Source organism: Paenibacillus sp. FSL W8-1187 (genome assembly GCF_037965485.1).
GTDB lineage: Bacteria > Bacillota > Bacilli > Paenibacillales > Paenibacillaceae > Paenibacillus_O > Paenibacillus_O pasadenensis.
The window spans coordinates 434,269-459,280 of sequence record NZ_CP150181.1 but is presented as its reverse complement, the minus strand read 5'-3'; the positions used below and the strand labels follow the sequence as shown (position 1 = coordinate 459,280).

Annotated in this window: 24 protein-coding genes and 1 riboswitch; of the genes, 12 read left to right on the top strand and 12 right to left on the bottom strand. The window is 63.4% G+C overall.

Annotated elements, in window-relative coordinates; all coding sequences use genetic code 11:
• Positions 1 to 4 precede the first annotated feature (4 nt).
• The 4 genes from NYE40_RS02150 to NYE40_RS02135 all read left to right on the top strand — a co-directional run bounded on the left by NYE40_RS02150 (position 5) and on the right by NYE40_RS02135 (position 4,264).
• On the top strand, positions 5 to 1,120 hold the full coding sequence (locus NYE40_RS02150) for a CAP-associated domain-containing protein (RefSeq protein ID WP_028599393.1): 1,116 nt from the start codon (positions 5 to 7) through the stop codon (positions 1,118 to 1,120).
• Complete coding sequence (locus tag NYE40_RS02145) at positions 1,056 to 1,613, top strand: CAP domain-containing protein (RefSeq protein WP_028599392.1); 558 nt, start codon at positions 1,056 to 1,058, stop codon at positions 1,611 to 1,613. Before NYE40_RS02150 ends, NYE40_RS02145 begins: the two co-directional genes overlap by 65 nt.
• A gap of 368 nt (positions 1,614 to 1,981) precedes the next feature.
• The gene (locus NYE40_RS02140) at positions 1,982 to 2,980 is read left to right on the top strand and encodes a hypothetical protein (RefSeq protein WP_028599390.1); all 999 of its coding nucleotides are present in this window, start codon (positions 1,982 to 1,984) and stop codon (positions 2,978 to 2,980) included.
• 237 nt (positions 2,981 to 3,217) lie between these two features.
• Positions 3,218 to 4,264, top strand: a complete 1,047-nt coding sequence (locus NYE40_RS02135; RefSeq protein ID WP_339279222.1) for a hypothetical protein — start codon at positions 3,218 to 3,220, stop codon at positions 4,262 to 4,264.
• Positions 4,265 to 4,296: 32 nt separating this feature from the next.
• On the opposite strand, the gene NYE40_RS02130 is transcribed toward NYE40_RS02135, so the two are convergent.
• Together NYE40_RS02130 and NYE40_RS02125 are read right to left on the bottom strand one after the other, a co-directional pair.
• On the bottom strand, positions 4,297 to 5,844 hold the full coding sequence (locus tag NYE40_RS02130; protein ID WP_052333353.1) for an MFS transporter: 1,548 nt from the start codon (positions 5,842 to 5,844) through the stop codon (positions 4,297 to 4,299).
• A 291-nt stretch (positions 5,845 to 6,135) separates the two neighbouring features.
• Positions 6,136 to 7,341: a helix-turn-helix transcriptional regulator gene (locus NYE40_RS02125; protein WP_028599388.1), complete on the bottom strand. Its 1,206-nt coding sequence runs from the start codon at positions 7,339 to 7,341 to the stop codon at positions 6,136 to 6,138.
• Positions 7,342 to 7,492: 151 nt separating this feature from the next.
• On the opposite strand from NYE40_RS02125, the gene modA reads away from it, so the two are divergent.
• The gene (modA, locus tag NYE40_RS02120) at positions 7,493 to 8,389 is read left to right on the top strand and encodes a molybdate ABC transporter substrate-binding protein (protein WP_028599387.1); all 897 of its coding nucleotides are present in this window, start codon (positions 7,493 to 7,495) and stop codon (positions 8,387 to 8,389) included.
• Positions 8,386 to 9,087 carry a molybdate ABC transporter permease subunit gene (gene modB / locus NYE40_RS02115; protein WP_028599386.1) on the top strand — a complete coding sequence of 234 codons (702 nt, stop codon included), beginning with the start codon at positions 8,386 to 8,388 and terminating at the stop codon, positions 9,085 to 9,087. Before modA ends, modB begins: the two co-directional genes overlap by 4 nt.
• A gap of 106 nt (positions 9,088 to 9,193) precedes the next feature.
• Here the strand turns inward: modB and NYE40_RS02110 are convergent, their stop codons facing one another.
• The 5 genes from NYE40_RS02110 to NYE40_RS02090 form a co-directional block, all read right to left on the bottom strand.
• Positions 9,194 to 10,279 carry a BTAD domain-containing putative transcriptional regulator gene (locus NYE40_RS02110; protein ID WP_028599385.1) on the bottom strand — a complete coding sequence of 362 codons (1,086 nt, stop codon included), beginning with the start codon at positions 10,277 to 10,279 and terminating at the stop codon, positions 9,194 to 9,196.
• Between the two features lie 358 nt (positions 10,280 to 10,637).
• A complete protein-coding gene (locus NYE40_RS02105; RefSeq protein ID WP_028599384.1) occupies positions 10,638 to 10,919 on the bottom strand; it encodes a GNAT family N-acetyltransferase in 282 nt (93 codons plus the stop codon).
• 87 nt (positions 10,920 to 11,006) lie between these two features.
• Positions 11,007 to 11,765: an AraC family transcriptional regulator gene (locus tag NYE40_RS02100; protein ID WP_164820117.1), complete on the bottom strand. Its 759-nt coding sequence runs from the start codon at positions 11,763 to 11,765 to the stop codon at positions 11,007 to 11,009.
• A 268-nt stretch (positions 11,766 to 12,033) separates the two neighbouring features.
• Positions 12,034 to 12,390, bottom strand: a complete 357-nt coding sequence (locus tag NYE40_RS02095) for a transcriptional repressor (protein ID WP_028599382.1) — start codon at positions 12,388 to 12,390, stop codon at positions 12,034 to 12,036.
• Positions 12,391 to 12,529: 139 nt separating this feature from the next.
• A complete protein-coding gene (locus NYE40_RS02090) occupies positions 12,530 to 12,943 on the bottom strand; it encodes a phage holin, LLH family (protein ID WP_028599381.1) in 414 nt (137 codons plus the stop codon).
• A 683-nt stretch (positions 12,944 to 13,626) separates the two neighbouring features.
• Positions 13,627 to 13,786: riboswitch (cyclic di-AMP (ydaO/yuaA leader) on the top strand.
• 151 nt (positions 13,787 to 13,937) lie between these two features.
• Between NYE40_RS02090 and NYE40_RS02085 the strand changes: the two genes are divergently transcribed.
• The 4 genes from NYE40_RS02085 (at position 13,938) to NYE40_RS02070 (ending at position 17,408) form a co-directional block, all read left to right on the top strand.
• On the top strand, positions 13,938 to 14,597 hold the full coding sequence (locus NYE40_RS02085; RefSeq protein WP_043111467.1) for an HAD family hydrolase: 660 nt from the start codon (positions 13,938 to 13,940) through the stop codon (positions 14,595 to 14,597).
• Between the two features lie 61 nt (positions 14,598 to 14,658).
• Positions 14,659 to 15,912: a mannitol-1-phosphate 5-dehydrogenase gene (locus tag NYE40_RS02080; protein WP_164820116.1), complete on the top strand. Its 1,254-nt coding sequence runs from the start codon at positions 14,659 to 14,661 to the stop codon at positions 15,910 to 15,912.
• A gap of 394 nt (positions 15,913 to 16,306) precedes the next feature.
• Positions 16,307 to 16,807 (top strand): type II toxin-antitoxin system antitoxin SocA domain-containing protein, encoded by a 501-nt coding sequence (locus NYE40_RS02075; RefSeq protein ID WP_028599377.1) that lies wholly within the window; start codon positions 16,307 to 16,309, stop codon positions 16,805 to 16,807.
• Positions 16,794 to 17,408, top strand: a complete 615-nt coding sequence (locus NYE40_RS02070; protein ID WP_127464385.1) for a hypothetical protein — start codon at positions 16,794 to 16,796, stop codon at positions 17,406 to 17,408. Before NYE40_RS02075 ends, NYE40_RS02070 begins: the two co-directional genes overlap by 14 nt.
• 168 nt (positions 17,409 to 17,576) lie before the next feature.
• Here the strand turns inward: NYE40_RS02070 and NYE40_RS02065 are convergent, their stop codons facing one another.
• Positions 17,577 to 18,254: a metalloregulator ArsR/SmtB family transcription factor gene (locus tag NYE40_RS02065; RefSeq protein WP_028599376.1), complete on the bottom strand. Its 678-nt coding sequence runs from the start codon at positions 18,252 to 18,254 to the stop codon at positions 17,577 to 17,579.
• A gap of 146 nt (positions 18,255 to 18,400) precedes the next feature.
• On the opposite strand from NYE40_RS02065, the gene NYE40_RS02060 reads away from it, so the two are divergent.
• Complete coding sequence (locus NYE40_RS02060; protein ID WP_028599375.1) at positions 18,401 to 19,696, top strand: MFS transporter; 1,296 nt, start codon at positions 18,401 to 18,403, stop codon at positions 19,694 to 19,696.
• Between the two features lie 147 nt (positions 19,697 to 19,843).
• Here the strand turns inward: NYE40_RS02060 and NYE40_RS02055 are convergent, their stop codons facing one another.
• The 4 genes from NYE40_RS02055 to NYE40_RS02040 form a co-directional block, all read right to left on the bottom strand.
• Positions 19,844 to 21,052, bottom strand: coding sequence for a S8 family peptidase (locus tag NYE40_RS02055; RefSeq protein ID WP_052333351.1), 1,209 nt, complete (start codon positions 21,050 to 21,052; stop codon positions 19,844 to 19,846).
• Positions 21,053 to 21,163: 111 nt separating this feature from the next.
• A complete protein-coding gene (locus NYE40_RS02050) occupies positions 21,164 to 22,345 on the bottom strand; it encodes a Fic family protein (protein ID WP_339279221.1) in 1,182 nt (393 codons plus the stop codon).
• A gap of 257 nt (positions 22,346 to 22,602) precedes the next feature.
• The gene (locus NYE40_RS02045) at positions 22,603 to 22,791 is read right to left on the bottom strand and encodes a hypothetical protein (RefSeq protein WP_127464384.1); all 189 of its coding nucleotides are present in this window, start codon (positions 22,789 to 22,791) and stop codon (positions 22,603 to 22,605) included.
• Positions 22,766 to 22,942 (bottom strand): hypothetical protein, encoded by a 177-nt coding sequence (locus tag NYE40_RS02040; RefSeq protein WP_156876712.1) that lies wholly within the window; start codon positions 22,940 to 22,942, stop codon positions 22,766 to 22,768. The genes NYE40_RS02045 and NYE40_RS02040 overlap by 26 nt, the downstream gene beginning before the upstream one ends.
• A gap of 126 nt (positions 22,943 to 23,068) precedes the next feature.
• Here NYE40_RS02040 and NYE40_RS02035 point away from each other — a divergent pair, with 126 nt between their 5' ends.
• The gene (locus NYE40_RS02035; RefSeq protein ID WP_339279220.1) at positions 23,069 to 24,907 is read left to right on the top strand and encodes an ABC transporter substrate-binding protein; all 1,839 of its coding nucleotides are present in this window, start codon (positions 23,069 to 23,071) and stop codon (positions 24,905 to 24,907) included.
• Positions 24,908 to 25,012: the final 105 nt, after the last annotated feature.

Genomic DNA, 25,012 nt, shown 5'->3' with positions numbered 1-25,012 from the left:
TTTGATGAACCTCTTCAGCAACCTCTTCGGCCCATCCGCCACCCTCGCGGGCTCCCCGCAGAGCCAGCATCCTGTCCGCGTCGCGGCAGCCGCCCTGCTCGTCGCCTCCCTGCTCGTCGCCTCCCTGCTCGCCGGCAGCGTCGCCGCTCCTTCGTCCGCCGCCGCGCAAGGAGCCGGCTTCGCCGATGTCCCCGCCAAGCATTGGGCCGCCGGCGACATCGCCTGGGCCGTCGCCGCCGGCTTCGCCCAAGGCGACGGCAACGGCCGCTTCCGGCCCTCGGCTGCGCTCAGCGAGCCGGAGTTCCTCGCCCTGGCGGCGCGCGCCTACGGCGCCTCGCCTGCCGCGGGCGCAGCCTCCGGCGCGGCCTGGCACGCGCCGTATTATGCCGCTGCCGCCGCCGAAGGCTGGGCAGCGTTCCATGCCGCGCAGCCGGCCGCCCGCTATACGCGGGGCGAGGCCGCGCGGCTGCTGGCCTCCGTCGCCGGGCGCTCCGGAGGCGAAGCCGACGCCGTGGCCTGGCTGCTCGCGGAAGGCATCGCGAGCGGGCGCACGGCGTCGACGGCTGCCGGCTACGAGAGCGGCAGCACGCTGACCCGCGCGGAGGCGGTCGCCCTCCTCCGCCGCATGCTCCAGGCTTACCCGGCGCAGCCGTCCGCCTCTCCGGCCCCATCCGCTGCGCCTTCGGCTTCGCCTGCTCCTTCGGCCTCGCCGAAGCCATCCGCATCGCCTGCTTCTTCCGCCTCGCCGTCCGCCTCGCCGTCGCCTTCGGCTACGCCGGCTCCGGCGACAGCCGCGGCCGGGCCGCAGCTGCGCGGCATCCAGCTTGGCGACAGCGAAGCGTCGCTGCTGCAAGCGCTCGGAGCTCCGGACCGCAAGGCCCCCGCGCTCGAAGGCTTCACCTGGTACGTCTACAACAAGGACTACAGCCGCTACATGCAGGCTGGCGTGGCCGGCGGCAAGGTCGTCGCCCTCTATTCCGGCTCCCCGGCGTCCTACGAGGACGGCGGCGTCCTACGAGGACGGCGGCGGCCTGTGGAAGACGCTTCGTCCGGGCATGAGCGCCGCCGCGCTCCAGCAGGCTTCCGGTCAGAAGATCGAAGGATCCGCCAAGACGCATAGCTTTGCTTCCGGAGGCATCCGCACGACGTTTTATCTCGATACGCTCGACGAAGGCAAGCTCGACGCCGTGCTCGTCGTTGCCGGCGCCCCTTCCGGTCCCGAGCCGGCCGCCGAGGCGCTCGCTTCCGGTTATGAGCGGCAGGTGTTCGATCTGACCAACGCCTTGCGCGCCAAGCGCGGCCTCCATGCCTTGGCCTGGGACGACACGGCGGCCCTTGCGGCCCGCAAGCATAGCGCCGACATGGCCAAGCGCGATTATTTCAGCCATACCGATCCGGACGGGATCAGCCCGTTCGACCGGATGAAGGCCGAAGGCATCCGCTACGTCGCGGCCGCCGAGAACATCGCCTACGGCTACCGTTCCGCCATCGAGGCGCATAACGGCTGGCTCAATTCCTCTGGCCACCGCAAAGCGATGCTAGCGGAAAGCTACACGAATCTCGGCGTAGGCGTCTACGACTATCGCTATACGCAGAATTTCTACAAGCCGTAAGCCTTCCCGGCCCTGCCACAGACCTTTGCCTCACGCCTTGCCGCAAGCCCTCCCAGGCATTCCGAAGACCCGCCGCCCCGATGGGCCGCGGGTCTTTCCGCTTTCTCCGCTCCTTCGTCCCTCCTTTTTCACTCCTTTTTCCCTCCTTTTTCACTCCTTCATCCCTCCTTCATCCCTCCCTCGTCCCTCCTTCATCCCTCCGTGTTCCCAGCAACGCGCTTCCGCCCGCTCCTCCCCTCCGTCCCGCAAGTCCGCCTCCTCATCCTCCTGCGCCCCGTCCGCCGCTGGCCTCCCCTCCCCCCGGCGAGGTACAATGAAGCATCGGCGGCGAAGCGCCCCGAACGACATACGCAAAGGAACCGCCTTCTATGAATCCGACCGAATCCCGTCCCGGCAAAGGCTCTGCGCCCATCGCCGGCGACTTTCTCTACGTCTATGCCTGCCACGAATCCGAGGCCGAGCTGTGCGCGCTCGAGCTCGCCTGCCTGTTCCCCGGCTTCCTCATGACGCCGGACAGCCGCGCCTTCCGCCATGCCCGCCGCCTCGATCCGAGCCGCAGCCCGTTCCTCAAGCAGCGCCTGGACATCCGCGCCGACGCCGCCTCCGAGCCGGAGCTGCTGGAGTTGGCCGGAGCCGTCCTTTCGCCGGGAGAGCGATTGTTTCGAGCCCGCTATGTGAAAACGGGGGCGCCGGACCAGCATCCCGACCGCCGCCGCCTTGAGCTGGAACGAGCCCTCGGCCTCGCCGTCACCGGCGAGCCGGAGCTCAAGCGGCCGGATGTCGTCTACGGACTCACCCGGCACGAAGGCCGCTGGCTGGCCGGCGAGCTGGCCGAGGCGGAGCCGCTCTGGCTGCGGCATCAGGACAAGCCGCGCCAATATTCCACCGCGCTGCCGACGCGCGCCGCGCGCGCCGCCGTCAACATCGCCGCTCCCGGCGAGCCGGCCGGCAGCTCGCTCGTCGATCCGTGCTGCGGCATCGGCACCGTGCTGCTGGAGGCGCTCTCGCTCGGCTTCTCCTGCCGCGGCAACGACCTCAACCCGCTCGCCGCCGTCGGAGCGCGGGAGAACCTGCGGCATTTCGGCCATGCCGAGGAGCTCGTCTCCATCGGCGACATGCGCGCGCTCGGCGGGGCCTTCGACGCCGCCGTGCTCGACCTGCCGTACAATCTCTGCTCCGTCTCCCCGCCGGAGGAGCAGCTCGGCATGCTGCGCGCGCTGCGCCGGCTGTCCGGTCGCGCCGTCGTCGTCACGACCGAGCCGATCGAGGCGATCGTCCGGGAGGCCGGCTTCCGCATCGAGGCGACCGCGCGGCTGACCAAAGGGCATTTCGTCCGGCTGTTCCATCTTTGCCTCGAAGACGGTTGACAGCCTCCGCCGGCCTTGGTATAGTGATTTCACGAACATACGTACGCTCCAAGCATGCGGAAGCACCGCAGCATTGGGCTCGACTCGAGCCTTTTTGCTGCGGTGCTTTTTGCGTTGACAGACAGGCTCAGCCGCTTGCCGAGCTTGTCTTTCTCGCCAGCGAAGCTGCATCGCCGTCAGAGGACGGCGAATGCCGATTCGCCTTGCAAGGGGCGATTCCAGAGGAGGTTCTTGCCCATGCCGTTGTTTTCTGCCGTCCGTCCGAGGCGCGTCCCCGCCCGTCCGAAGCGCGTCCGCCGTCCCGTCCCGATTGCGCCCGAGCCGTCTCCGCTTCCGCTCCATGGCCCGCTTTTCTCTGCGCTTGCCGCCGGCTCTCCGCCGTCCTCTGTCGCCGCCTCGCCCGCTTCTCTTGCCGATGTCCCGGCGTCCCCGTCCGCCAAGCGCGACCTGGCCCGTACGGGCCGTCTTCGCCCGTTCCTTTCCGTTCCGCTCCTGCTGCTTCTGCTGCTCGTGCTTCCTGCCGCGCCGGCAGCCGCCTCCTCGATCGAGATCAGCCCAAGCGCGCAGGCCGCCTTCGAAAAGACCGCCGCCAAGGCTTCGCCGGAAGCGGCCAAGCGGATGAACGACCGCAGGCGGCAGTACGCCGCCCAGCTGCAGGAGCTTGAAGCCGCTCGCAAGCAGGCGCAGGACGCGCATGCGGCTGCGGCCAAGCTGGCGACGGCGGTGCGCCAAGCCGCGACCGCCATCGACGACGAGGCGATCCGCGTCCAGCAGGCGCGCATCGCCAAGGCCAAGAGCGTCTATGAGCCGCTCTACGCCGGCTACACGGCGCTCGGCCAGCGCAGCCGCAGCGCCGGCAGCAAAGAGATGGCCAAGGCGCTGCGGCTGCAGGCCGATCTGATGAAAAGCGGCGTGCAGCTCGCCCGCCAGGCCGTGCGCCTGCAGGAGGATCAGCTCAAGGAGCTGCGCCGCGCCCGCTCGGCCAAAATCGCCGACGTCCGCAAGACGCTTGCCGGCCTGGAGCCGTTGAACGATACGCTGCGCGTCCGCAAGGCTTCCGCCCGCATTCCCGAGGCGGCGCTCCGGGACGCGATCAAGGACTTCTCCGCCGCCGCCCGCAAAGGCGACGCCGCGCTCGTCGAGCGCGCGCTCGGCTCGATGCTCGGCAGCGGCTCGCAGCTGCTCGCCCAGTGGCGGGCGATCGTCGAGCTCGAGCGGCAGTATTCCGGCATCGCCGAGCAGGCCCGCCGCCAGCTGGCCGGCTACGGCGTCAAGGCCGGGTGAGCGGCTCGGCGGCCGCTCCGTTTGCCGCGTCCCTATCCGGCAGCCGCTTCGGCCTCGGCGGCGGCCTCCGCCGCGTCCGCTTCCCGGGCGGCAGCATCAATCCGATGCCGGAACAGCGCCGTCAGAATCGCGGTCGTCAGGTAGAACAGGCCGGCCATCGCATAGACGGCTCCGACTCCCCAGCGATCCGCCATCCAGGACAGCAGCACGACCGACAGGCCGAACAATGAATAGACAAGCGTGTTCTCGGCGCTCATGACCTTGGGCAGCTGCTCCGGCGGACAGACCTTTTGGAATACGGTCCGTCTCGTCACCTCGCGCAGCTGCTGCGGAGGCCCCATCAGCACGACGAGCGCCAGCGCCAGCAGCGGAGCCGTCGTCCAGGCGAAAGCAAGCGTGAACAGTCCCATCAAGCCCGCGCCCGCCGCGATCGACAGCGCCGGCTGGCGGGACAGCCGCCGCGTGAAGGCGACGACGAGCAGCCCGCCCGCGATGCAGCCGGCGAAGTAGCCGGCGTTGATGAAGCCGTACCATTGCGTGCCGGAGCCGAGCTGCTCCGTCGCATACACGAGCAGCAGCGCTCCGATCCATGTCGCGCTCACCGTGCCTTCGATCGTCTCGATGAAAAAGATGAGCCGCAGCACCGGATTGCGCCAGATGTTCCGCCAGCCCTCTTGGATCGAGGCCCATGCGCCGTTCTCCAGCTTCGTCCCAGAGCCGCCGCGGCGCTGAGCCTGCGCGCTCTCGCTCCATTCGGCTCCAGCATCGCTCCTCGCGTCTGCTTCCTTGCGAACGCCTGCGTCCGCTTTCGTGCCGCTAGCCGCCGCTCCGTCCACATCTGCTTTCATTCCGCTAGCCGCTGCTACGCCCGCTTCCGCTTTTGCGCCGCTAGCCACAGCTCCGTCCACGTCTGCTTTCGCGCCATTAGCCGCCGCTCCGTCCACGTCCGCTTTCGTGCCGCTAGCCGCCGCTACGCCTCCGTCCGCTTTCGCGCCCTCTCCCGTTCCTGCGCCTTCCGGTTCGCGCAGGCGCAGCGTCATGAACAGCGCGGCAGCATAGATGCCGAGCGTCGCGTTCAGGACCGGCGAGGCTCCGAGCCAAGCGACGATGATTCCCCCGGCCGCCCAGCCGGCCATCATGACGATCTGGTCGGTCGTCGACATGAGGCCGTTCGCGCGCAGCAGCTGCTTCTTGCCGGCATACCGGGGCACGAGCGCATTGCGCACCGGCGTCGTGATTCCGTCGGTGAAGCTCAGCAGCCCGATCAGGACGAGCACGTAGCCGATGCCGTCCTCGGTCAGCCCCCGCACGGCGAGCAGCAGCATGAGGAACAGCAGCACCTGCAGCAGCTGAGAGAGCTTGATGAGCCTCGTCAGCGGCCAGCGGTCCATCACGATCGGCGCGGCTGCGCCGCAGGCCAGCTGGCCTGCCACTCGCGCGAGCGGCACGAGCGAGGAGAACAGCGCCGAGCCGGTCAGCTTGTAGACGATCGTCACGATCGCCAGCAGGTAGAGCGCGTCGCCCAGATTGGAGATGCTCTGGCCCGCCCAAAGCCAGCGGAATTGTCGCGGTTGATTCATAGGTGACCTGCTCCTTTTCGGCTGAACCGACTGCTTGATCCACGCCTTAACTTTATAAATATTTTTCTTTATAAAGTCATCATACGGAAGGCAGGCTTTGCGTGTCAATGCCGTTTTGATTCGACACGCATGATCCCGAGCTTCTTCTTCCCGTGGATTCATGCCATCCGAGAACAAAAAAGCGCGCCCCGCGGGGGCGCGCCATGCGGCCATGCTCAATTCTTCGTCGACCGCGTTCGCATTCTCGGCACGGGCCGCCGCCTTTTCGTCTTCCTTCGCCGGCCCTTCCGCTCAAGCCTCCAGCCAGACGGTTCCGGTCCGGCTCACGTCGCAGCCCGTAATGGCGCCCAGCTCCTTGCGAAAAGCCGGCAGCTCCAGGACGCGGCGCAGCTCCGCGAGCAGCCGTTCGTTCGCTTTCGTCCGGAGGACGACGAGATCGTACCGCTCCTGGATGAGCGGCAGAAAATCAAGTCCGCCGACAAGCTCCGCCGCCTTCGCCATGCCGACTCCGGCATCCGCTTCCCCGGAAGCGACGGCCGCCGCAATCTCCAGATGGCTGTTCACGCATCGGTCATACCCGGCAATGCCGTCGGCCGCCAGGCCGTGCAGCCGCAGCTGCTCGTCCAGCAGCACCCGCGCTCCGGCGCCGCGCTCCCGATTGACGATGCGCAAGCCCTTCCGGCCGAGATCGCCCCAGCCCGTCAGGCCGAGCGGATTGCCTTGGGCGACGTACAGCCCGGCCGGCCGGACGAGCAGATTGACGACGATCAATGGCGCTCCGACAAGCAGCCTGCGGATATAAGGCAGATTGTACGTATCCGTATCTCCGTCCCACAGATGGGTGCTGACGACGTCGGAGGCTCCCTGGTACAGGTCGATCAGGCTGTCGAGGCTTCCCTTATGGGAACGGAGCGGCCGAAAGCCCGCCCGGGACAAATAAGCGGCAAGCAAGTCCATGCCGGGATCCTGTCCGGTCAGGACGACCGTATGCGCAGGCTCGAATGCCGCCAGCGGACGTGCGGCCTCGAAGCTGCCGATTTCTCCCCGGGGCGTCCCGATCGACGCGGCCGGATTTGTCGGGTCCAACGACGTGCCCAGCCCTGTCCGGTCCGGGTACGCCAATCCGGGCCTGTCCGAGTGCACGCCCGGACCTGTCCGGTCCGAGTAAACTCCCTGCCCGATCCTGTCCGAGTGCATGTCCAGCCCTGTCCGGTCCGGGTACGCCAATCCGGCCCTGTCCGAGTGCACGCCCGTCCCTGTCCGGTCCCGCTGCGCGCCTGGCCCAGGCTTGTCCGAACGCGCGCCATACGCCGATGCGCCGGCTTCCCGTTCCTTGGCTTTTTGCTTGTAGGCTTCCAGGTCGGAAGCGTCCACTCGCATCTGCTTGCCGACCCGGTAGGCGGACAGCGCCCCCTTTTTGATGAGATCATAGACGGTCAGCTTCGATATTTTCAGCAGGCGGGCGATGTCTTCGGTCGTATAGGATTCATCCGGCATGGCGGTATCTCCCCGGCTTTCAGCGATAGTGTCGATCTCCAGTTTACCATAGATCGAATCGGCTCATTTACAACGGCTCTCCCCCTCTATATAATCATACTAATTATATCTAGATATAACAAAACCATATGGATTAGAGGGAGTAAGAGAGATGAACCGATACCGCCGTTTTGCCTTCCCGTTCCAAAGCGCCTTCTTCCTGGCGCTCGCATTCGCGCTGCTGCTCGCCGGCTGCGGACAAGCCTCCGACTCGAACCGCACGGACAGCGGGGCTGCCGCCACCGCCTCCCCGGCTCCGTCCGCCGCCGCCAGCACGGAGCCGTCGCCGCAGGCTTCTCCGGCGGACGCCGAACCCGTCCAGCTGACCGTCTCCGCCGCCGCCAGCCTGACCGGGGCGCTCGGCCAGATCGAGACCGCGTTCGAAGCCGCGAACCCGAACATCGAGCTGAATTTCAATTTCGGCGCTTCCGGCACGCTGCAGAAGCAGATCGAGCAAGGCGCTCCCGCCGATCTTTTCCTGTCCGCCTCCACCAAGAACATGAAGGCTCTCTCCGACGCCGGGCTCGTGGACGCCGCCCATTCGGCCGATCTGCTGGCCAACAAGCTTGTGCTTGCCGTCTCCAAGGACAGCACGCTGGCGCCGAGCGGCCTGGATGCTCTCCAGGACGCGGCATACTCCCGCATCGCCGTCGGCATCCCGGAGAGCGTCCCGGCCGGCCAATACGCCAAGCAGGCGCTTGACAGCGCCGGACTGTGGGATGCCCTCAAGGACAAGCTCGTGCAGGCCAAGGACGTCAAGGCCGTGCTGCAGATGGTCGAGACGGGCAACGCCGATGCCGGCTTCGTTTATGAGACCGATGCGCTCGGCTCGGACAAGGCGAAAATCGCCCTTGAGGTCGATCCCGCCGCGTACTCGCCGATCCTGTACCCGGCGGCCGTGCTCGCCGAGAGCGAGCATCCCGAGCAAGCCGCGGCCTTCTTCGACTATCTCCGCTCTGCGGAGGCGCTGGACGTGTTCCGCAGCTTCGGCTTCTCCGAAGCGCCATGAGTTTATCTGCCATCGACTGGGAGGCCTTCTGGCCTCCCGTTCTGCTTTCGCTGCGAGTCGCGCTGCTCGCCTCGATCGCCGCCCTCTTCGCCGGCACGGCTGCCGCGCGCTGGATGTCCCGGACGCGGCTGCGCGGCAAGCTGCTCGTCGAGACGGCGTTCCTGCTGCCGCTCGTGCTGCCGCCGACCGTCGTCGGCTTCGTGCTGCTCGTCGGACTCGGCCGCCGTAGCTGGGCGGGGCGGCTGATCGAGGCCGTCTTCTCGTCGCCGCTCGTCTTCACCTGGTGGGCCGCGGTCATCGCCTCGGTCGTCGTATCGTTTCCGCTCGTCTACCAGACGATGAAAACCGGCTTCGCCTCCATCGATGCCGACCTGGAGCAGGCTGCCCGGTCCGCCGGGGCCAGCGAGCTCCAGGTGCTGCGCTACGTCGCCCTACCGCTCGCATACCGCTCGCTGCTCGCCGCCTTCGTGCTCGGCTTCGCCCGCAGCCTCGGGGAGTTCGGAGCGACGCTCATGATCGCCGGCAACATCCCGGGCGTGACGCAGACGGTGCCGACGGCCATCTATGTCGCCGTCGACAGCGGACAGACCGGCATGGCCTGGGCGTGGACTGCCGCCATCGTGGCCTTCTCCTTCGTCCTGCTGCTCTGCACAGGAGGCATCCGCCCCGGCTCGCCGTCCGACCGCCGCTCCCGCTGATCGGCGTCTCTGCCGACATGCCTTCCTCCGCAAGAAGCCAAAAAAGACGGGCCATGCAGAGAGCTTTCCGCTCTGCATGGCCCGTCCTATTGATCTTGGCTTCGCTTTACTTGCCGGTCGGCTGAGCCAGCTCAGCCTGTTTCTGCTTGTATACTTCCTGCCATTCTTCCTGGTAGCGGCGGTAAAACGCCGGGTAGCGGAAGCGCAGCTGCAGGATGCCGTGCATGAGCTTTTCCGGATCGGCATCCAGGCGGCTCAGCACTTCGGCCGGCAGCTGGGCGCGAAGGCCGGCGGCGGCTTCCTCGTTGAACTCGCCATAGTACCATTCCATGTTGCGGATGACGATGGCCGGGTGGACGGCCGTGTCCTTCTGAAGCTTTTCGAGCTCCTTGCTGAGCGCGTGCATCTCTTGCATCTGCTTGCGCAGCTCGCGGATCTCCTCGCTCTTGCTGTCCATGCCGTAGACGAGCTCTGCGAACAGCTCGGCCTCGCGGAAGCGTCCCGCCTGCATGTAGGACTGGCACTCGAGCAGCAGCACGATGCGGGCGCGGACGAGATCGTCGCCCTGCTCCAGCGACTTCAGGAAGCGGCGGACGCGCGGCTGGATTTTGGACCAGCGGTCCCATTTTTTAAGGTCGATGACGCGGTTGATCTGAGCGACGAGCAGCGGCAGATGCTCCGGCTTTTCCTCGCCCTCGGCCGGCAGCGCTTCTTCGACGACGCTCCAGGCATCCGCTTCGCGGCCCGTCCGGATGTACGCTGCGGACAGCAGGGCGGCAAAGCCCGACTTGCGCTCTGGATGCTCGGCGACGAGCGCCTCGAGGCGCTCCACGACGCGGCCGTAATGGCCGAGCTCTCCGAGCAGGTTGGCGACCATCGCCTGGATGTCCGCCTGCTCGTCGGCGTTGGAGGCCGTCTGCAGCAGCGCCTTCTCCCGCTCCTCGAACGCCTCCCACTTCTCTTGGGCAATGAGCGCGTACAGCACGGCCGCTTGGGCCGCGCCCAGCTCGGGCTCGCGCTCGACGATGCCGCCCAGATGCGTCTCGGCGGCGGCGTAGTCTTCGCCGGCGATCGCTTGGCGAGCTTCCTCGAGCAGGCCGTTCAGGGCATCGCCCTGTTCGCCGGCAAGCTCCGTCCGCTTCTCGATCTCGCCGGATATGATGGAGAATAAGTTCTCGATTCCTGGTTTCAATGTCCCTGCTTCTTGCGGGGAAGTTTGATTTTGCATGTCGAATTCCTTCCTCTCTGCTTCCCCAGTCGCAGCGCTCCATGCTGGCGCAAGCCAGGCTTCCGGGCCGCTGCCGGGACAATATCCCGTCTATTATACCATAGCCGGGGATGAATGCGGATACTGGGAGATTCCACTAAGTAGACGTACGGAAAATACCGTTTGTTGCAGCCGGCTCCGGCCCTCCGCCCCAGCAGCTGTTCCAGCCGCGTTTTGCGGAGCGAACGGCAAAAAGCCGGACCCGGATGATCCGGTCCGGCCGCAGCCGATGCAACGTTCCGCCGGCCTATGGCGGCGGCCGTCCGTTGCCATCCGCTCGCCTTCAGGCGAGCAGGTCGGCGTAGTCCTTGCGCCGCTTGAACTGAGCGGCCGCATACGAGCAGGCCGGCTCGATCTTGACGCCTTCGCGGCGCGCCTCGTCCACGACGGCCTGCAGCAGGCTCGCCGCCAGGCTCCGTCCCCGATGCGAGGGCGATACGTACGTGTGGTCGACGATCCATACTTTGCCGCTTGCCGCAGGGGCGTAGGTGATCTCTCCGATCGGCTCTCCGCCCTCGCGGATGACGTAGCCGTTGCCCGATTTTTCCGGCGCTGGTTCAGCCATGGACGATTCCTCCTTTGGGCGGCGCCGGTGCGGCTCCCGCCTTCCCTTATGTCATACCCCGAGAAGGCCGGTCTTAGTCAGGATCGCTCAGCCGAACCGATGGCCCGCCGCTTCCGGCAGCAGGTAGCGCTCGGCAAGCGCGCTGCGGGCAAGCATGCCCGCCGGGCGCTTTCCCGCCCGCCGCAGCTCCTTCGTGTATTCGCCGATCGTCATGCCGTAGCTTTCCTTGAAAAGGCGCATCAGGTGGCGGGGACTGATGCGGGACATCTCCGCCAGCCGTTTCACGGTAACTTCCTTTTCGTAATGCTGCTCGATGTAGGTCCGGACCGTCTCCAGCGCCGCGTCGAGCTGCTGCTCCGACCCGCTCAGCGCTTCCTTGAACAGCCGATGCAGCAGATCCTCGAAGACGGTCTGCCCGCGGAACCGCTCCAGCGGATCCAGGCTGCTCCTGCATGCGCAGACGGTCTTGCACAGCGACACGAGCGCCGTCGCCGGGTACGGAAGAGGCTCGCCCGACAGCGGAATCTCCGGAGCATGGCGCGGCAGCGGCACGGCTCCGCTGTCCGTCTCGTCCGGCGTCAGCGCCTGGAACCGGAACACGTACATCTCCAGCCGATAGGCGGAAGCGACATCCGCGCGGAGGTTCTCTCCGGGCGGACTGATGTAGACGACGCCGCTCCGCAGCGGCACGGCACGGTCTCCGGCCGCCAGCATGCCTTGGCCGCCCGTCACGGCGACGAGCCGAAAGTCCGACTGCCATTCCGGCCGTACCGGAGTCAGCCCCGCGGCCCCGAACGGCGCCGCATCCCGCAGCTTGAACCAGATCTCGTCCAGCCCTCGCGGCATCGGCAACTCCTGCGGTCCGGCCTGTTTCTCTCCTGCGCCCATTCGCATCCACCGTCCTTGTCTGAAGAATGTCCTGCATCGCGCGATCGACAACCTGTTGTTTCTCCATCTTAGTGAAAATGATTCTCATTGTCAATTAAAGGCGTTTTGCCGGCAGCATCCATCTCCCTCCCCGTCTCCTCCTTCGGCGCCGCCTCTCGCGATCCGGCAGGAATGGAAAAAGCCGCTGCTCCAAAGACGAGCAGCGGCACGAAAAAGCTTTGGACCGTCAGACTGCGGGACGGGAGCTGCGGGCAAGAGCGGGTCCGTAACACGGAACCTCGCCGTCCCTTTTGGACTCGCGCACGAGCCCCATCCGCTCGAAGACGCGGAGCTGGCTGTAGACGGCAGTCGCTCCCGCTCCGCGGCCATGCCCGGAGACATGGAGCTCGCGGACGAGCTGCTCGACGGTGGAAAGGCGGTCGGCGGTGTAGATATATTCAAGCAGCGCATAGCGCTGGGGATTGAGGCGGATGCCTCTCGCCTCGATCTGATCGACGGCATCCTGCAAGCGGCAGGCAGAGGACGGAGCGGCAGGAGACAAGGGCGACGGGGCAGCATTGCGTCCATTCGGCGCGATCGCCATAGCGAACCTACTCCCTTCACGAATTAATTCTATTTGATAATAATTATAATTAACTCAAGGGAGCTTTGCAACGTCTGTCTTCGGCGCTCCGCTCCATTTCAATCCGCCAGCGTCTCCTTCCCCTGCTCGGATCCTGCCGCTACTGGCTCACGCCTTCCCCGTAGGGACTGCGGATGACGGCCGATGCCGGGATGCCCTCCCAGGGCTTGATCATGGCATTGTAGTCCAAGACGGCCTTCTCGATGGAGGCGCGCAGCACCTCGGAGCCCGGTCGGATGCCGAGACGCTGCGCCTGCTCCTGCGCATACTTCATCGCCATGGCCAGCTTCTGCGGCCCGCCGCCGTTCGGATAGGCGGACTCGGCGAGCGCCGCGGCCTCTTCGGCGATGCGGTGCAGCAGCACCCGCTGCTGCTCGCCGACTCTCGCCGTCAAGTACGCGACGCCGCGCCGGCACAGAATCGGCACCATGACAATGACGGCAAGCGCCAGCAGCGCCGTCAGCACATCCTCCGCAAAAGACGCCCAGAGGGGCCAATCTTCGTTTTCCATCATGAACCGTTCTCCTTTGTTCCTCAAGGTGTCTGCCCACAGCAGGGCTCGCTTCTGCCTCTCCGGCTTTGGCCGGGTCGCGGCATCGCCTCCTCTCATCCGTCCGCGGCGCAGGGTAGATACCCTTGACATAACCGCGATCGGCATGTTCGGAAGCAGCCGCCTGCGGCTCGCCAGCCGCCAATCGTCTCGCGGACTCGTACCTAGAATTAGGCTTTCGCCTCGCGTTTCCCTTCTTTGTTCGCCATTTTAAAAGAGCGCTTCCCCTATTGCGATAAAACGGGACAAAAGGGAACAAATGTTCTTACCCCTACCATAAAGGATTCTTCCATCTGCCGTCAATCCTCGCCGCCGGAAGCGGTTCCGTCCGGTTTTGAAAAAAATTTTTTCCATGCGGAATCCGCTTTATTTCCGCTGCCGTGCTCCCGGCATGGAACGCTGTTCTCTCCGGTCTTCCGCAGCCCGTTGAAGGCGGTTTCGGCAAAGGCAATCCGGCAGCGCTTCCATTGCCGCAGCGGCCGGCATTCCATGCCGTTCGGCGGCTCGTCCCGGCCGGGACTGCGGGCTGCGGTCCGGCCGCTCCGATTCCGCCGTCCGCAGCAGCTCCCGGACAGCGCTTACACCCTGCGGGCGGACGCCATTCCTGGGCCGATGCCTCCCTTTACAATCTTTTTCAAGCCAGGTACGATTGTTCTGTGCTTAGTTCCCGGCAGCCATTTTCCGGGAAGCGGGGAAACCACTTTTCAGGGGCGAATCGTCCGCCGCGGCCACCGGGCCGCAGCGAGCGTAGGGTACCATCCACCCGAGTCCGTCAGCTAACCTCGTCAGCCTGAGATGGGTCACTCATCAGCGTATGCTTCCATGGCCCGCTTGCCTTGCAACGGGTCTGTTTGCGTTATCCTCATCTCCGGGCAGAGCTCCTTCCGAGCTTTGTTCCTGGCCCCCGCTTCTGCCGGACTGCCGCCCCCATCCTACCGACGAAAGGGAGCAGATCCATTTGAACCAAACGACTAAAGCCGTCATTTTCGATTTCGACGGGACGATCATCGACACCGAGACCGCTTGGTATACCGCTTTCCGCGACGCCTACAAGGAGCATGGAGTCGACCTGTCGCTCGACATGTACTCCGGCTGCATCGGCACGAGCCTCCACCGCTTCAATCCGTACGAATATCTCATGACCGATCTCGGCCTGCCAATCGACAAAGCCGAATTCCGCGACGCGGTCCATCTCCGCCACGCCCGCCTCATGGAGCGGGAGGCGATCCGCCCGGGCGTCCAGTCCTACCTCGACGAAGCGCGCCGCCAAGGCATGCGCATCGGACTCGCTTCGAGCTCCAAGCGCGAATGGGTCGTCAAGTTTCTCGCTCAGCTCGGCCTGCTGGATTATTTCGAGGTCATCCGCACCGCCGACGATGTGGAGCAGGTGAAGCCCCATCCCGCCTTGTACCTGCAGACGATGGAGGCGCTCGGCGTACAGCCGGAGGAGACGGTCGCGATCGAGGATTCGCCCAACGGCGCCAAAGCCGCCCATGCGGCCGGCATCCGCTGCGTCGTCGCGCCGAATGCGATTACGCGCGGCCTGGAGTTCGGCCCCTGCACCCATCTGGCCGACTCGCTGGAGCAGATCGACTTCAACCGCCATGTGCTGATTTGACCGAATATTCCGTAAAATCGACAGAGAGAAGCATCGACGATTCGAAAGGGGAGAGTCTATCTTGAGTGCAGCCATACCGAATCCGGCCATCCGGGAGACGGCAGCCGGACGGATCGGCGCCGAGCCGGCGGGCTTGTCGGCTTCGCGCCGCGAGGAAGCGGCCGCGCGGCCCAAGGCGGTCCATTTTGGAGCCGGCAACATCGGGCGCGGCTTCATCGGCGTGACGCTGGCGAAGTCCGGCTACGAGGTCGTATTCGTCGCCCGCAATCCGGAGCAGATCCGGCTGCTGCGGGAGCAGAAGGAATACGCCGTCGAGTACGCCAGCGAAAGCGGCGAGCGGGAGACGGTCGGCCCGGTGGACGCCGTGCCGATCGGCAGCGACAAGGAGCTGGCCCGCCAAATCGGCGAGGCCGAGCTGATCACGACCGCCGTCGGCCTCTCCGCCCTGCCCTCCATCGCCAAGGCGCTGGCCAAGGCGCTGGAGAAGCGGCTGGACAAAAGCGGCGGGCGGCCGCTGCCGATCATCGCCTGCGAGAACGGCATTCGCGCGAGCAGCCAGCTGAGACGGCTCGTCTTCCGGCATCTTCCGGAGGCGCTGCATGAGCAGGCCCAGCGGCAGCTGACGTTCCCCGACGCGATGATCGACCGCATCGTGCCGGCGCAAAAAAACCGCGATCCGCTGTTGATCCGCGTCGAGCCGTTCCACGAGTGGGTCGTGGAGACGGGCGGAGCCGAGCCGATGCAGCGCATCCGCGGCGTCAAGTACGTGCGCGATCTCGGCCCGTGGACGGAGCGCAAGCTGTTCACCGTCAACACCGGCCACTGCGCCGCCGCCTACTTCGGCTACCTGGCCGGCTTCCGCACCGTCCAGGAGGCGCTCGCCAGCGAGCCGGTGCGGGCCAAGGCGCGCGCTGTCCTTGAGGAGACGGGCGCGCTGCTGCTCGCCCGCCACGGCTTCGACGCGGCCGAGCATGATGCCTACGTCGACAAGACGCTGGAGCGCTTCGCCAATCCGGCGCTCTCCGACAAGATCAGCCGGATCGCCCGCTCGCCGCGCCGCAAGCTGGACCGCAGCGACCGGCTCGTCCGCCCCCTGCTGCTCGGCCACGAGCTCGGCCTGGAGATGCCGACGCTGCAGGAAGCGATCGCGGCCGCGCTCGCCTACCGCAATCCGCTCGACGAGGAGTCGGTCGAGCTGGAGCGCATCCTCCGCCGTGAAGGGCTGGACGGAGCGCTCAGCCGCAAGCTCGGCCTGCCGCGCTCGCATCGCCTCGTGCGGTCGGTCGCGGACGCCTACGACCGGCTCGGGCGGTGACCGCGCCAAGGCGACGTGAGCCGCCGCTATGCAAAGCTAATAATGGAATTTATAAATTCTGATGTTATTCCCACGATTACTCGATTTCTCGTCATTTTCGAATATCGTCCCGATCAATGTGCTTAGCCCGACATAAACTCTCTTTAGGTAATGGTTAAACCATTCAATAAGCAATTACGCGCTCGTTAAATTCGAGCCAGTTCCTTAGTACCGAAGGGCTACTCTAAGGAGCGGCCTTTTTTAAATTTATCAAAGAAATTTCAACATAAACGTATACAAAACCCTTGTCTTGTGTAAAATGAAGGTATGGGTGTTTACATTAGTAACACCCATTAAACCGGCCTCTTAAAGAACATACGTTCTATTGAGAGGTAGGAACTGGAGGATCTTCTCTATGAATACTACAGGGGCTCTTTTTGAAGTTGATACCGTCGCAAATTACCTTTATGGCAAAAAGCCTGATATTTCACCTTTAAAGCTTCAAAAAAGTCTATATTTCTTATTTGCTTATCATGGTGCGTATTATACTGAAGAAGCTGAGGAAGGCGTTTTAGAAGGCTCTATAGCTAGCCAAAATAAATATCTTTTTAATGCAGAGTTTCAGGCATGGAAATTTGGTCCAGTTATTCGTGAGGTTTATTTCCGGGATCGAGACGGTCTGTACGGATCACCAGAAGAAATTGCCGAGGCAAATATCGTTATTGGGCAAAACCCCGAAGCCAAAAAGTTTATTGATGAGCTTTTTGAACAAATAGATGCAGTCAGTGATTTTACTCTTGTTGATCGGAGTCACGAGGATTGGGTATGGAAAAAGGCATTCGCAAAGAATCAATCCACTCCAATGAATAGTGATGAGATTATAAAGGAATACTCCGACAGATATGTCACCCTCTAGAAGAAAGTCAAAGAATCTCTTTAGTAGCTCAATCAAGCCCAAAGAGAATATTAGCTTTCTCAAAAAAATGGGTGTAGATAAACTAAAAAGTAGCGGATTTACTGAATCTACTGCACATATACTTCATGTTTTTGAATTGCACAACGAAAACGTTAAACATTCTAAGCGAATTGATGAATTACAGTTTACAAATTACCTTAGCAATACAACAGAATCTGCAAAGCGCGATAAAATTGCCGAATTAGGATATGATTTAAGCTATATCGACAATGATAAAGGCGATCAAGTACGATTAAATGATCGTATAAAGAGTTGTCTCGCTCTCTATATTGACCAAATTGAAATTGACGAGAATATTTTTAAAATCGACCTATCCTCATTTTATAGTGGTCAAACTGGAGTCCGTATATTCGTTAAGTGTGAAGTAAGCAGAAATGACGAAGGACAATTCAAAGCAGCTTACAAGATAATTATGATTGATCCTTTTCATCTAGTCATTCCGAGCCAATTTAACGGCTTCACTAAAGAATATGTGATGAATAAAACTTTTCGAGAAAACATTGGTAATAATTTATGCATTAGCACTTATTTTGACAAATAGAAGTAAGACGTTTACTCGACTCTTAGTTTATTTCATTTACATCTACGATTTCCGAAATGGAGTTACCGTAGCAACAAATAATCATAAAAAAGCTTCTCCATGCAGCCTGAGCGGGCTGCATGGAGAAGCTTTTTGGCATGGGCCCTATTGCCCCCGGCTGCCCCGCGCTCACGGCGTAATGCGGTACACGCAGCGGCGGCCTCCGCTCAGCATATGCTCGGTCCGCTCCACCCCGACGCCGTCGCCAAGCACGCCGCGGATCATGCCGGTCTCATACCGGCACAGGCTCGCGCAGGCTTGCGCGGCGTCGCAGATCGGGCAATGCTTCTCGGTGAAGACATACGTGCCGTCCGGCTCGCGCTCGTACTCGGCCATATAGCCCTCCGCCGTGCGGAACTCCGCGAGCCGCCGCAGCTTCTCCTCCAGCAGCGAGCCGCCGTCCCGCGCCTGCTCCGCCTCGCCCTCCGACAAGGAATAGTGGGCGATCTGCTTGCCGTTGCGGACGGAGAGCAGCTTCTCCAGCCCCTCCTCGCCGAACGTCTCGCGCACCGAGTCCATGAGGCCGATCGTCAGCTCCGCATAGCCGGCCGGGAACAGCCGGTTGGCCTCGGACGTCAGTCCCCACAGCTTGGCCGGACGGCCCATCGCGCGCGGCTCCTCGCGGTGGTCGATCATCCCTTCCTTTTCGAGTCCGTACAGATGCTGCCGCACCGCCATGCCGGAGACGCCGAGGCGTCCGGCCAGCGCGGCGGCGTCGAGCGGGCCGTGCTGCTTCAGGAGATCCACGATCTGCCTGCGGGTCCGGGTCGCGCTGGCGCTGTCCGGCTGCTTGTCTTTCGTCGACATCCGTATCCTCCCCCTCGCTCTTCGCCGCCTGCGCGGCTCCTTTCCTAGATTGTAAAGATAAGCGTTGACAAAGTCAAAGGAAACCGGATACGATGCTCCTTGACTGTTCTCTTATCGATAAAGGATTCCGTAAAGGAAGTGCCCGAATGAAGCTCCGCCACTGGGATGCCAACCTCAAGCTGCGCCTCGGCGGGGAGTTTGTCACGAACGTCATCTTCTGGACATTCTTTCCTTTCCTCGCCATTTACTTCGCGCGCGCCTTCGGCAAAGGCACGGCAGGGCTGCTGCTCGTGCTGTCGCAGCTCGCCGCCGTATTCGTCAATCTGATCGGAGGCTACTTCACCGACCGCTACGGCCGCAAGCGCATCATGGTGCTCGCCGCCTGCGGCCAGTCGCTCGGCTACGGCCTGCTGGCGGCAGGCGGGTTGGCGGGCCTGCCGGCGCTCTCGTTCGCCGGCTTCGCGCTCGCGAGCGGCTCCATCAGCCTGTACCAGCCGGCCAGCCAGGCGATGGTCGCCGACGTCGTGCCGGTCAAGGACCGCGCCTCCGTCTTCGCCGTGTTCTACACGTCGGTGAACATCGCGGTCGTCGTCGGACCGCTGCTCGGCTCGCTGCTGTATGCCGCCCAGAGCACGATCCTGCCGGCGGCGGGCGCGATCGCTTGCGGCCTGCTGGCCGCGCTGCTCTCGCGGCGGCTGCGCGAGACGATGCCTGCCGCCGGCCCGCCCGCAGGCGGGCCGGCCTCCCTTCAGCCGGCATCCTGGAAGGAAGCGCTGGCCGCGCAGATCCGGGGCTACCGCATCATCGGCTCGGACCGGGTGTTCCTGCTGTTCATCCTGGCCGGCGTGCTGCTGTCGCAGACGTTCATGCAGCTCGACCTGCTGCTGCCGGTCTATTTGGAGGAGGCCTACCCGTCGACGCCGCTCTGGAGCGGCTCGGCCGTCGAGCTTGCCGGCGCGCAGACGTTCGGCCTGCTCGTCGCCGAAAACGGGCTGCTCGTCGCGCTGTTCACCGTCGCCGTAACCCGCTGGGCCTCGCGCAAGAAGGACCGCTGGATCTTCATCGGCGGCGCGGTCTGCTATGCGGCAGCGATGGCTCTGTTCAGCCAGCCGCTCGGCTTCGCGGGACTCGTCGCGATCGTCGCCTTGTTCTCGTTCGGCGAGCTGCTGTGCGCAGGTCCCCAGCAGCAGTTCGTCAGCCGGCTCGCGCCGGAGCGCATGCGCGGGCAATACTTCGCCGCCTCGAGCCTGCGCTTCACGATCGGGCGCGCCGTCGCGCCGCTGTCCATTCCGCTGAGCGGATGGATCGGCTTCCCCTGGACGTTCGGCGCGCTCGCCCTGCTGGCTCTGGCGGCCGCGGTCATCTACAAGATCATGTTCGATCTGCACGAGCATGACGGCCCCTCGCCTGCCCGGACGCTGCAGGAGGGCGAGGCGCTCTGAGCGGGTTCGCGCGCGGCGCCCGGACGGGCAGACAGGAGCCGCCGGCTGCCGCTTCGCTCTCGGCATGCGCCCCTCCCCTTCCCATTGCAAAGAGCCTTTCGATTCGACTCGAAAGGCTCTTTTTGCCGCTCCCGCCAGACTCGCCGGTCAGGCGGCTCCGTCCGTTCCGCCTTCGCCGCCGCCCGCTACCGCCTGTCCGGCGTCGACGCGGCCACAGCTCCAGCACAGTCCGCCGTCTCCGGACCGGTCGGCCGTCTCCAGCAGCCGGGCGCGGATCTGCTCGCCGGTGAGGCCGAGGCTCGCCAGCAGCGCGGCCGTGCCGGCCACATGCGGAGCGGCCATCGAGGTGCCGCTGAAGTACGTGTACCGGCCGCCGGCATACGTGGACGCGATCCGTTCGCCGGGCGCCGCAAGCTCCACCCAGGGCCCGTACGCGGAAAACGCCGACGGCAGATCCTGCGGATCGACCGAGCCGACGGCGATCACCTCGTCGTAGGCGCCGGGATAGACCGGATCGGACGAGCCCGTGTTGCCCGCCGCGGCGACGACGACGGCGCCCTTGGCGACCGCGTAGCGGATCGCCGCCCGCAGCGCCGACGATCTCGCCGGACCGCCGAGGCTCAGGTTGATGACATGCGCGCCTTGATCCGCGGCATAGCGGATGCCGGCGGCGATGCGCCGCAGCGTCCCGTTGCCGGCGGCGTCCAGCACGCGCACCGGCAGCAGCGAGACGCCCGGCGCGATGCCGGCGATGCCGATGCCGTTGTCCGCCTCCGCCGCGGCGATGCCGGCCACATGCGTGCCGTGGCCGTTGCCGTCCTCGCCCGTACCGGCCGGATCGACGAAGTCCTTTCCCGGCAGCACTTTATCCGCCAGATCCGGATGCGACGAGTCGATGCCGGTGTCGAGCACGGCGATGATGATCCTGCGGTCGCCCCGCGTCTTCTCCCAGGCCCGCTCCGCGCCGATCTGCTTCGGCCCGTGCTGCAGGCTGTAGTAGGGATCGCCAGGCACGAGGCATGTCCGGTACACGTAGTTCGGCTCCGCGAACTCCACGCCGGGATGCCGCTCGTACAGCGCCTTGAGCTTGCGCGCGCTCGCTCGGCCGCGGACGGAGCGGACGACATGCAAGCCTGTCCGTCCAAGCTCCTCGACCGCCTCGCAGCCGCAGCGGCGGTGGATGCGGTGCCTGCCCTCCGCAGCAAGCCCTTCGGCGAACTTCACCAGCATCTCGCCCGGCTCATGCTCCGGCATGCTCCGCTCCGCCAGCCAAGCCCCGGCCTGTCCGGCCATCCACCAGACGCCGGCCGCGGCAGGCAGCAGCAGCACGGCGGGCAGCCATTGCCAATCCATCATGCGAACCGCCCCCTTGTCGCTCGCAGCTTGTCGCTGCTCTACTACTCTATGGGGGGGTCTCGCAGATGGCTTGGACGGGCGAGGCGGACGATCGGAAAAGGGCGCCTTTTCTTACAGAGATAATATTTTTTCTATGCAGCCGTCGCAGATTTGAATTGATTTCGGCTTCTTCGCAACCACCTCAATGTATCCTTCTTGAACGAGGTAATCCACCGCCTGATTCACTTTATGCCTGGACTTGCCGGTGTAGCCCATCAACTCTTTCAACGATAAAACGGTGTTTTCGGCGATAAAGACATTGATCGTCAGCATGGAAGACAAAATCTGTCTTGCATCTCCGGCTTTTGACCATTTTTCTTTTTTCATATATTCATTGATTCTTTCGAGCTTGATCAGGCTAAGCTCCAAGTCTTCGATGATGCTTTTTTGACCCGTCGACAGCAGCTCCAGCATGTCGATCAGATAGAAGGTCAGGTCGCCTTGATTCAAAGGGAATGCGATTTCCTCCAGCGCTCGATAATACTTGGCTTTATTCTTGTTGATCGCATAGGAGAATGTAATCGCGGAGTACTTCTCCAGATAGCGCGACAAGTAACTGCCTACAAGCAGACGTCCCGTACGCCCGTTGCCGTCATAAAAGGGGTGGATATACTCGTAATAATAATGGGCCACCATATAACGATATAAGGGAGGATGGGCGTCATCCTTTAAATAATGAATTAGCGCCCCGAGCGACGCGATAATGTTTTTTTCCGTGCTCACGCCTATGTGAGTTGTGACCTGGCCATCGTTGACCTCGACATGGCCTTGCCGGAACAGATCGCCATCCGGTCTGTCCTCGGCTTTAATTTCATCGGCTACCAGCTCATCGTACAAGCTTCTAAAGTCTTGAACTTTTTCGAACGCGTCGATCTGATCGATATAAAGATAGGTCTTCATCAAACCTTTAAATCTTTTGTGTTTAGGCTCCACATTTTTGACTTCACGGAGAGCCTCCTGCAGTTCCTTCTTCGTACTGCGTACGCCTTCAATTTCATTATTGCTCTGCGCCTCGTTAACGATGAGCTTTTGGAAATAAGGCTCTACGATAAAATCAGGCAGCTTGCTGATGAGAGAAGAAATCTTCGAGCTGTTCAACAACACTTCGTTGTTAAGACTCATTAATTCATGCGTATTTACATAAAACAACTCGAATGAATCTGCCGTCGTTTGTCCTTTTCTAAATCCCTTAATGAATAATGAGCTCAAATAGCTGCCGTAACCGTTTTTTCTATGATCTAATTCCTTGGCCAACGTTTCCCGATCCACTTTATAAAAAAGCTTAGTTAACCTTTCGTATCTCAATCCACTCACCCCCCTATTTTCAAAAATGGGACTTTTTTTAAATTATAGTTCCAAATATACCCTCATTTCAAACCTATTATTCGCTTTTTCCCACAGGATGATCGCCGCGCAGAGAGTTGTCATCAATGGCCATCGCCAAAAAGGAGCCTGTCCTTCCATCTTCTTTTCCTCTTTTACCTGCGGGCCTAAAAAGAAAAAGCGCCGCATCAGCGGCGCATAGCCAGCAGCGAGGCGATCGCGGCAAGCGCTCGGCCGAGCCGGGAGCGTCCCGATCGGCCAGCCGGCGCTTCGTCCTTTTCCAGCTCCAGACGCCATCGTCCCTGCCGCTCCATCCTCCTGTACTTCTCCTGCCGGAACTGCTCCAGCTTCTCAGCCAAGTATTGCTCCTCCATCATGCTCCTCATCTCCCGTCCGATTGATCCGGCTCCATCGTCTGAACGCCCTCGCGCCGAGCTTGCCAAGCAGCGCTCCCTTGCCGCTGACGTTCCGGCACTCCTCCTGGCGGAACTGTTCCAGCTTCTCCGACACGTATTGATCCTCCAACATGCCCTCATCTCCCGTTCGTTTCGTTCTGAACCAAGTATGCGCTAGGCAAAAGGGGCTAAAAAGCGTATAATCGCTTCGACTCTTTTCCTCTTTTGCCATTTTCCAGCCAGAAGGAGGCCAACCCCAATGTATGCAGCCGAACGCTACTTGTCCCTGCTGGAGCGGTTTTCGGGCGTTGCGGCAGAAGGCTCGCCCGTCGAGGCGACGCTGGACGGCATCGCCGCCGCGCTGTTCTGCACGCCGCGCAACGCCAAGCTCATCCTCCGCCGGATGCAGGAGGAGGGACTGATCGAGTGGCTGCCGGGACGCGGACGCGGCCATCGCTCGCGGATCGTCTTTCTCCGCCCCAAGGAGCCGTACCTGATGGAGCTTCTCCAGGCGGAAGCCGAGGCGGGCAATTACCCGGCCGCCTTCGAGCTGATCGGCCGGCATGCCGGAGGCACCTCCGCGAAGGAGCGGTTTCTCGAATGGCTCGACGGGCGGTTCGGCTACCGCAAGGAGCAGCAGCAAGGCCAGCCGTCTCGCGACACGCTGCGCTTCCCGCTGCTGTACGGCGTGCGCACCTTCGATCCTTCCCAGCTCAACTATGCGCTGGACGCGCATGTGATGCGCCAGCTGTACGACCGGCTGCTCCAGTACAGCGAGGAGAACGAGCGAATCGTCCCCGCCGCCGCGCATCATTGGAGCGTGAACGGCGAAGGAACCGTATGGACCTTCTTCCTGCGCAAGGGCGTGCTGTTCCACGACGGCGCCGATCTGACCTCGCGCGATGTCGCCTTCACCTTCGAGCGGCTGCGCCACGGCCCCAATCGCTGGCTCATGCGCAGCGTCCGGAGCGTAGAGGCGGTCGGCACCCATGTCGTACGCTTCCATCTGCATCAGCCGAACTTCATCTTCGATCGCTTCGTCTGCGCCGGCGCCGCCTCGCTGCTGCCGGAAGGGCTGCGCGGCCTGCCCGAGGAGGAATTCTGGCGCCGGCCGATCGGCACCGGTCCGTTCCGGCTGCTCAAGCACACCTCCTGCGGCCTGGAGCTCGGCGCCCATGAGCCGTATTATGGCGGCCGCCCCTATCTGGACGCCGTCGATATGGTCGTCCTGCCCGAGGGCTGCCAGCCGGTCCAGGTCACGCCGAGCGTTCCCGGACTGCTGCGCATCCGCGACGGCTTCTTCAACGAGCCCGAGACGGCTCCCCCGTCGGAGGGATGGTCGTCCATCCACAACGTCAACCATGGCTGCGCCATGCTCGGCTGGAACATGAACAAGCCCGGTCCGCATCAGTCCGAGGCGTTCCGGCGGGCCGTGCGCATGATCCTCGATCCGTCCGAGCTGCTCGACGAGCTCAAGGACAAGAGCGTCTTGCCCGCCTACGGCTTCCTGCCGGAGACGAGCGCGCTGCGTTCCCCCGAGCCGCCGCGGCCGGACCGGCTGCGCGCGGCGCTGCGCGAAGCGGAATACGACGGCACGCCGATCCGCTTGACGACCGTAGCCAAGTACAAGGACGAAGTCGACTGGGCCGCGCGCAAGCTCGCCGAGTGGGGCATCCGGGTTGAGACGAAGTTGGAGGCGATCGCATCCAAACACGGCTTTCGCGAGGCCGATCTGACGGTCTGGTGCATCGTCATCGCCGAGGACGAGGTATGCGAGATCGAGGCTTACGAGCATGGCGACTGCATCCTCGGGAACTATCTGACCGACGATACCCGAAGCTGGATCCGGGGACGGATCGATGCCGCCCTGGCGACGCCGGACGCGGTAGGCCGCCGCCAGATCATGAGGCAGGTCGAGGAGCAGCTGCGCGACGACGGCTCGCTCATTTTCCTCCACCATCAGCAGCTCAGCACCTACCTCCATCCGTCCGTGCATGGCGTCCGCCTCAACCGGCTCGGCTGGGTCGACTTCAAGAACGTCTGGCTGGAGAACGGCCTCGCCGCGCCCGAGCTGACCGCTTCGGAGCTGCGCCCTTAGAGCTGCCGACGCTCCGCCCTCGCCGTCCCGGCCACGACGCCGGAGCGGCTTTTTTTGCTGCGCCGGCGTCGTGGCCGGGGAAGATCGGCTTCAGCCGTTCTTGAC

Coding starts and splice junctions, on each gene's coding strand:
- NYE40_RS02150 (WP_028599393.1), top strand. CDS start 5: ATGAACCTCTTCAGCAACCTCTTCGGCCCATCCGCCACCCTCGCGGGC.
- NYE40_RS02145 (WP_028599392.1), top strand. CDS start 1,056: ATGAGCGCCGCCGCGCTCCAGCAGGCTTCCGGTCAGAAGATCGAAGGA.
- NYE40_RS02140 (WP_028599390.1), top strand. CDS start 1,982: ATGAATCCGACCGAATCCCGTCCCGGCAAAGGCTCTGCGCCCATCGCC.
- NYE40_RS02135 (WP_339279222.1), top strand. CDS start 3,218: ATGCCGTTGTTTTCTGCCGTCCGTCCGAGGCGCGTCCCCGCCCGTCCG.
- NYE40_RS02130 (WP_052333353.1), bottom strand. CDS start 5,844: ATGAATCAACCGCGACAATTCCGCTGGCTTTGGGCGGGCCAGAGCATC.
- NYE40_RS02125 (WP_028599388.1), bottom strand. CDS start 7,341: ATGCCGGATGAATCCTATACGACCGAAGACATCGCCCGCCTGCTGAAA.
- modA (WP_028599387.1), top strand. CDS start 7,493: ATGAACCGATACCGCCGTTTTGCCTTCCCGTTCCAAAGCGCCTTCTTC.
- modB (WP_028599386.1), top strand. CDS start 8,386: ATGAGTTTATCTGCCATCGACTGGGAGGCCTTCTGGCCTCCCGTTCTG.
- NYE40_RS02105 (WP_028599384.1), bottom strand. CDS start 10,919: ATGGCTGAACCAGCGCCGGAAAAATCGGGCAACGGCTACGTCATCCGC.
- NYE40_RS02100 (WP_164820117.1), bottom strand. CDS start 11,765: ATGCCGCGAGGGCTGGACGAGATCTGGTTCAAGCTGCGGGATGCGGCG.
- NYE40_RS02095 (WP_028599382.1), bottom strand. CDS start 12,390: ATGGCGATCGCGCCGAATGGACGCAATGCTGCCCCGTCGCCCTTGTCT.
- NYE40_RS02090 (WP_028599381.1), bottom strand. CDS start 12,943: ATGATGGAAAACGAAGATTGGCCCCTCTGGGCGTCTTTTGCGGAGGAT.
- NYE40_RS02075 (WP_028599377.1), top strand. CDS start 16,307: ATGAATACTACAGGGGCTCTTTTTGAAGTTGATACCGTCGCAAATTAC.
- NYE40_RS02070 (WP_127464385.1), top strand. CDS start 16,794: ATGTCACCCTCTAGAAGAAAGTCAAAGAATCTCTTTAGTAGCTCAATC.
- NYE40_RS02065 (WP_028599376.1), bottom strand. CDS start 18,254: ATGTCGACGAAAGACAAGCAGCCGGACAGCGCCAGCGCGACCCGGACC.
- NYE40_RS02060 (WP_028599375.1), top strand. CDS start 18,401: ATGAAGCTCCGCCACTGGGATGCCAACCTCAAGCTGCGCCTCGGCGGG.
- NYE40_RS02055 (WP_052333351.1), bottom strand. CDS start 21,052: ATGATGGATTGGCAATGGCTGCCCGCCGTGCTGCTGCTGCCTGCCGCG.
- NYE40_RS02045 (WP_127464384.1), bottom strand. CDS start 22,791: ATGATGGAGGAGCAATACTTGGCTGAGAAGCTGGAGCAGTTCCGGCAG.
- NYE40_RS02040 (WP_156876712.1), bottom strand. CDS start 22,942: ATGTTGGAGGATCAATACGTGTCGGAGAAGCTGGAACAGTTCCGCCAG.
- NYE40_RS02035 (WP_339279220.1), top strand. CDS start 23,069: ATGTATGCAGCCGAACGCTACTTGTCCCTGCTGGAGCGGTTTTCGGGC.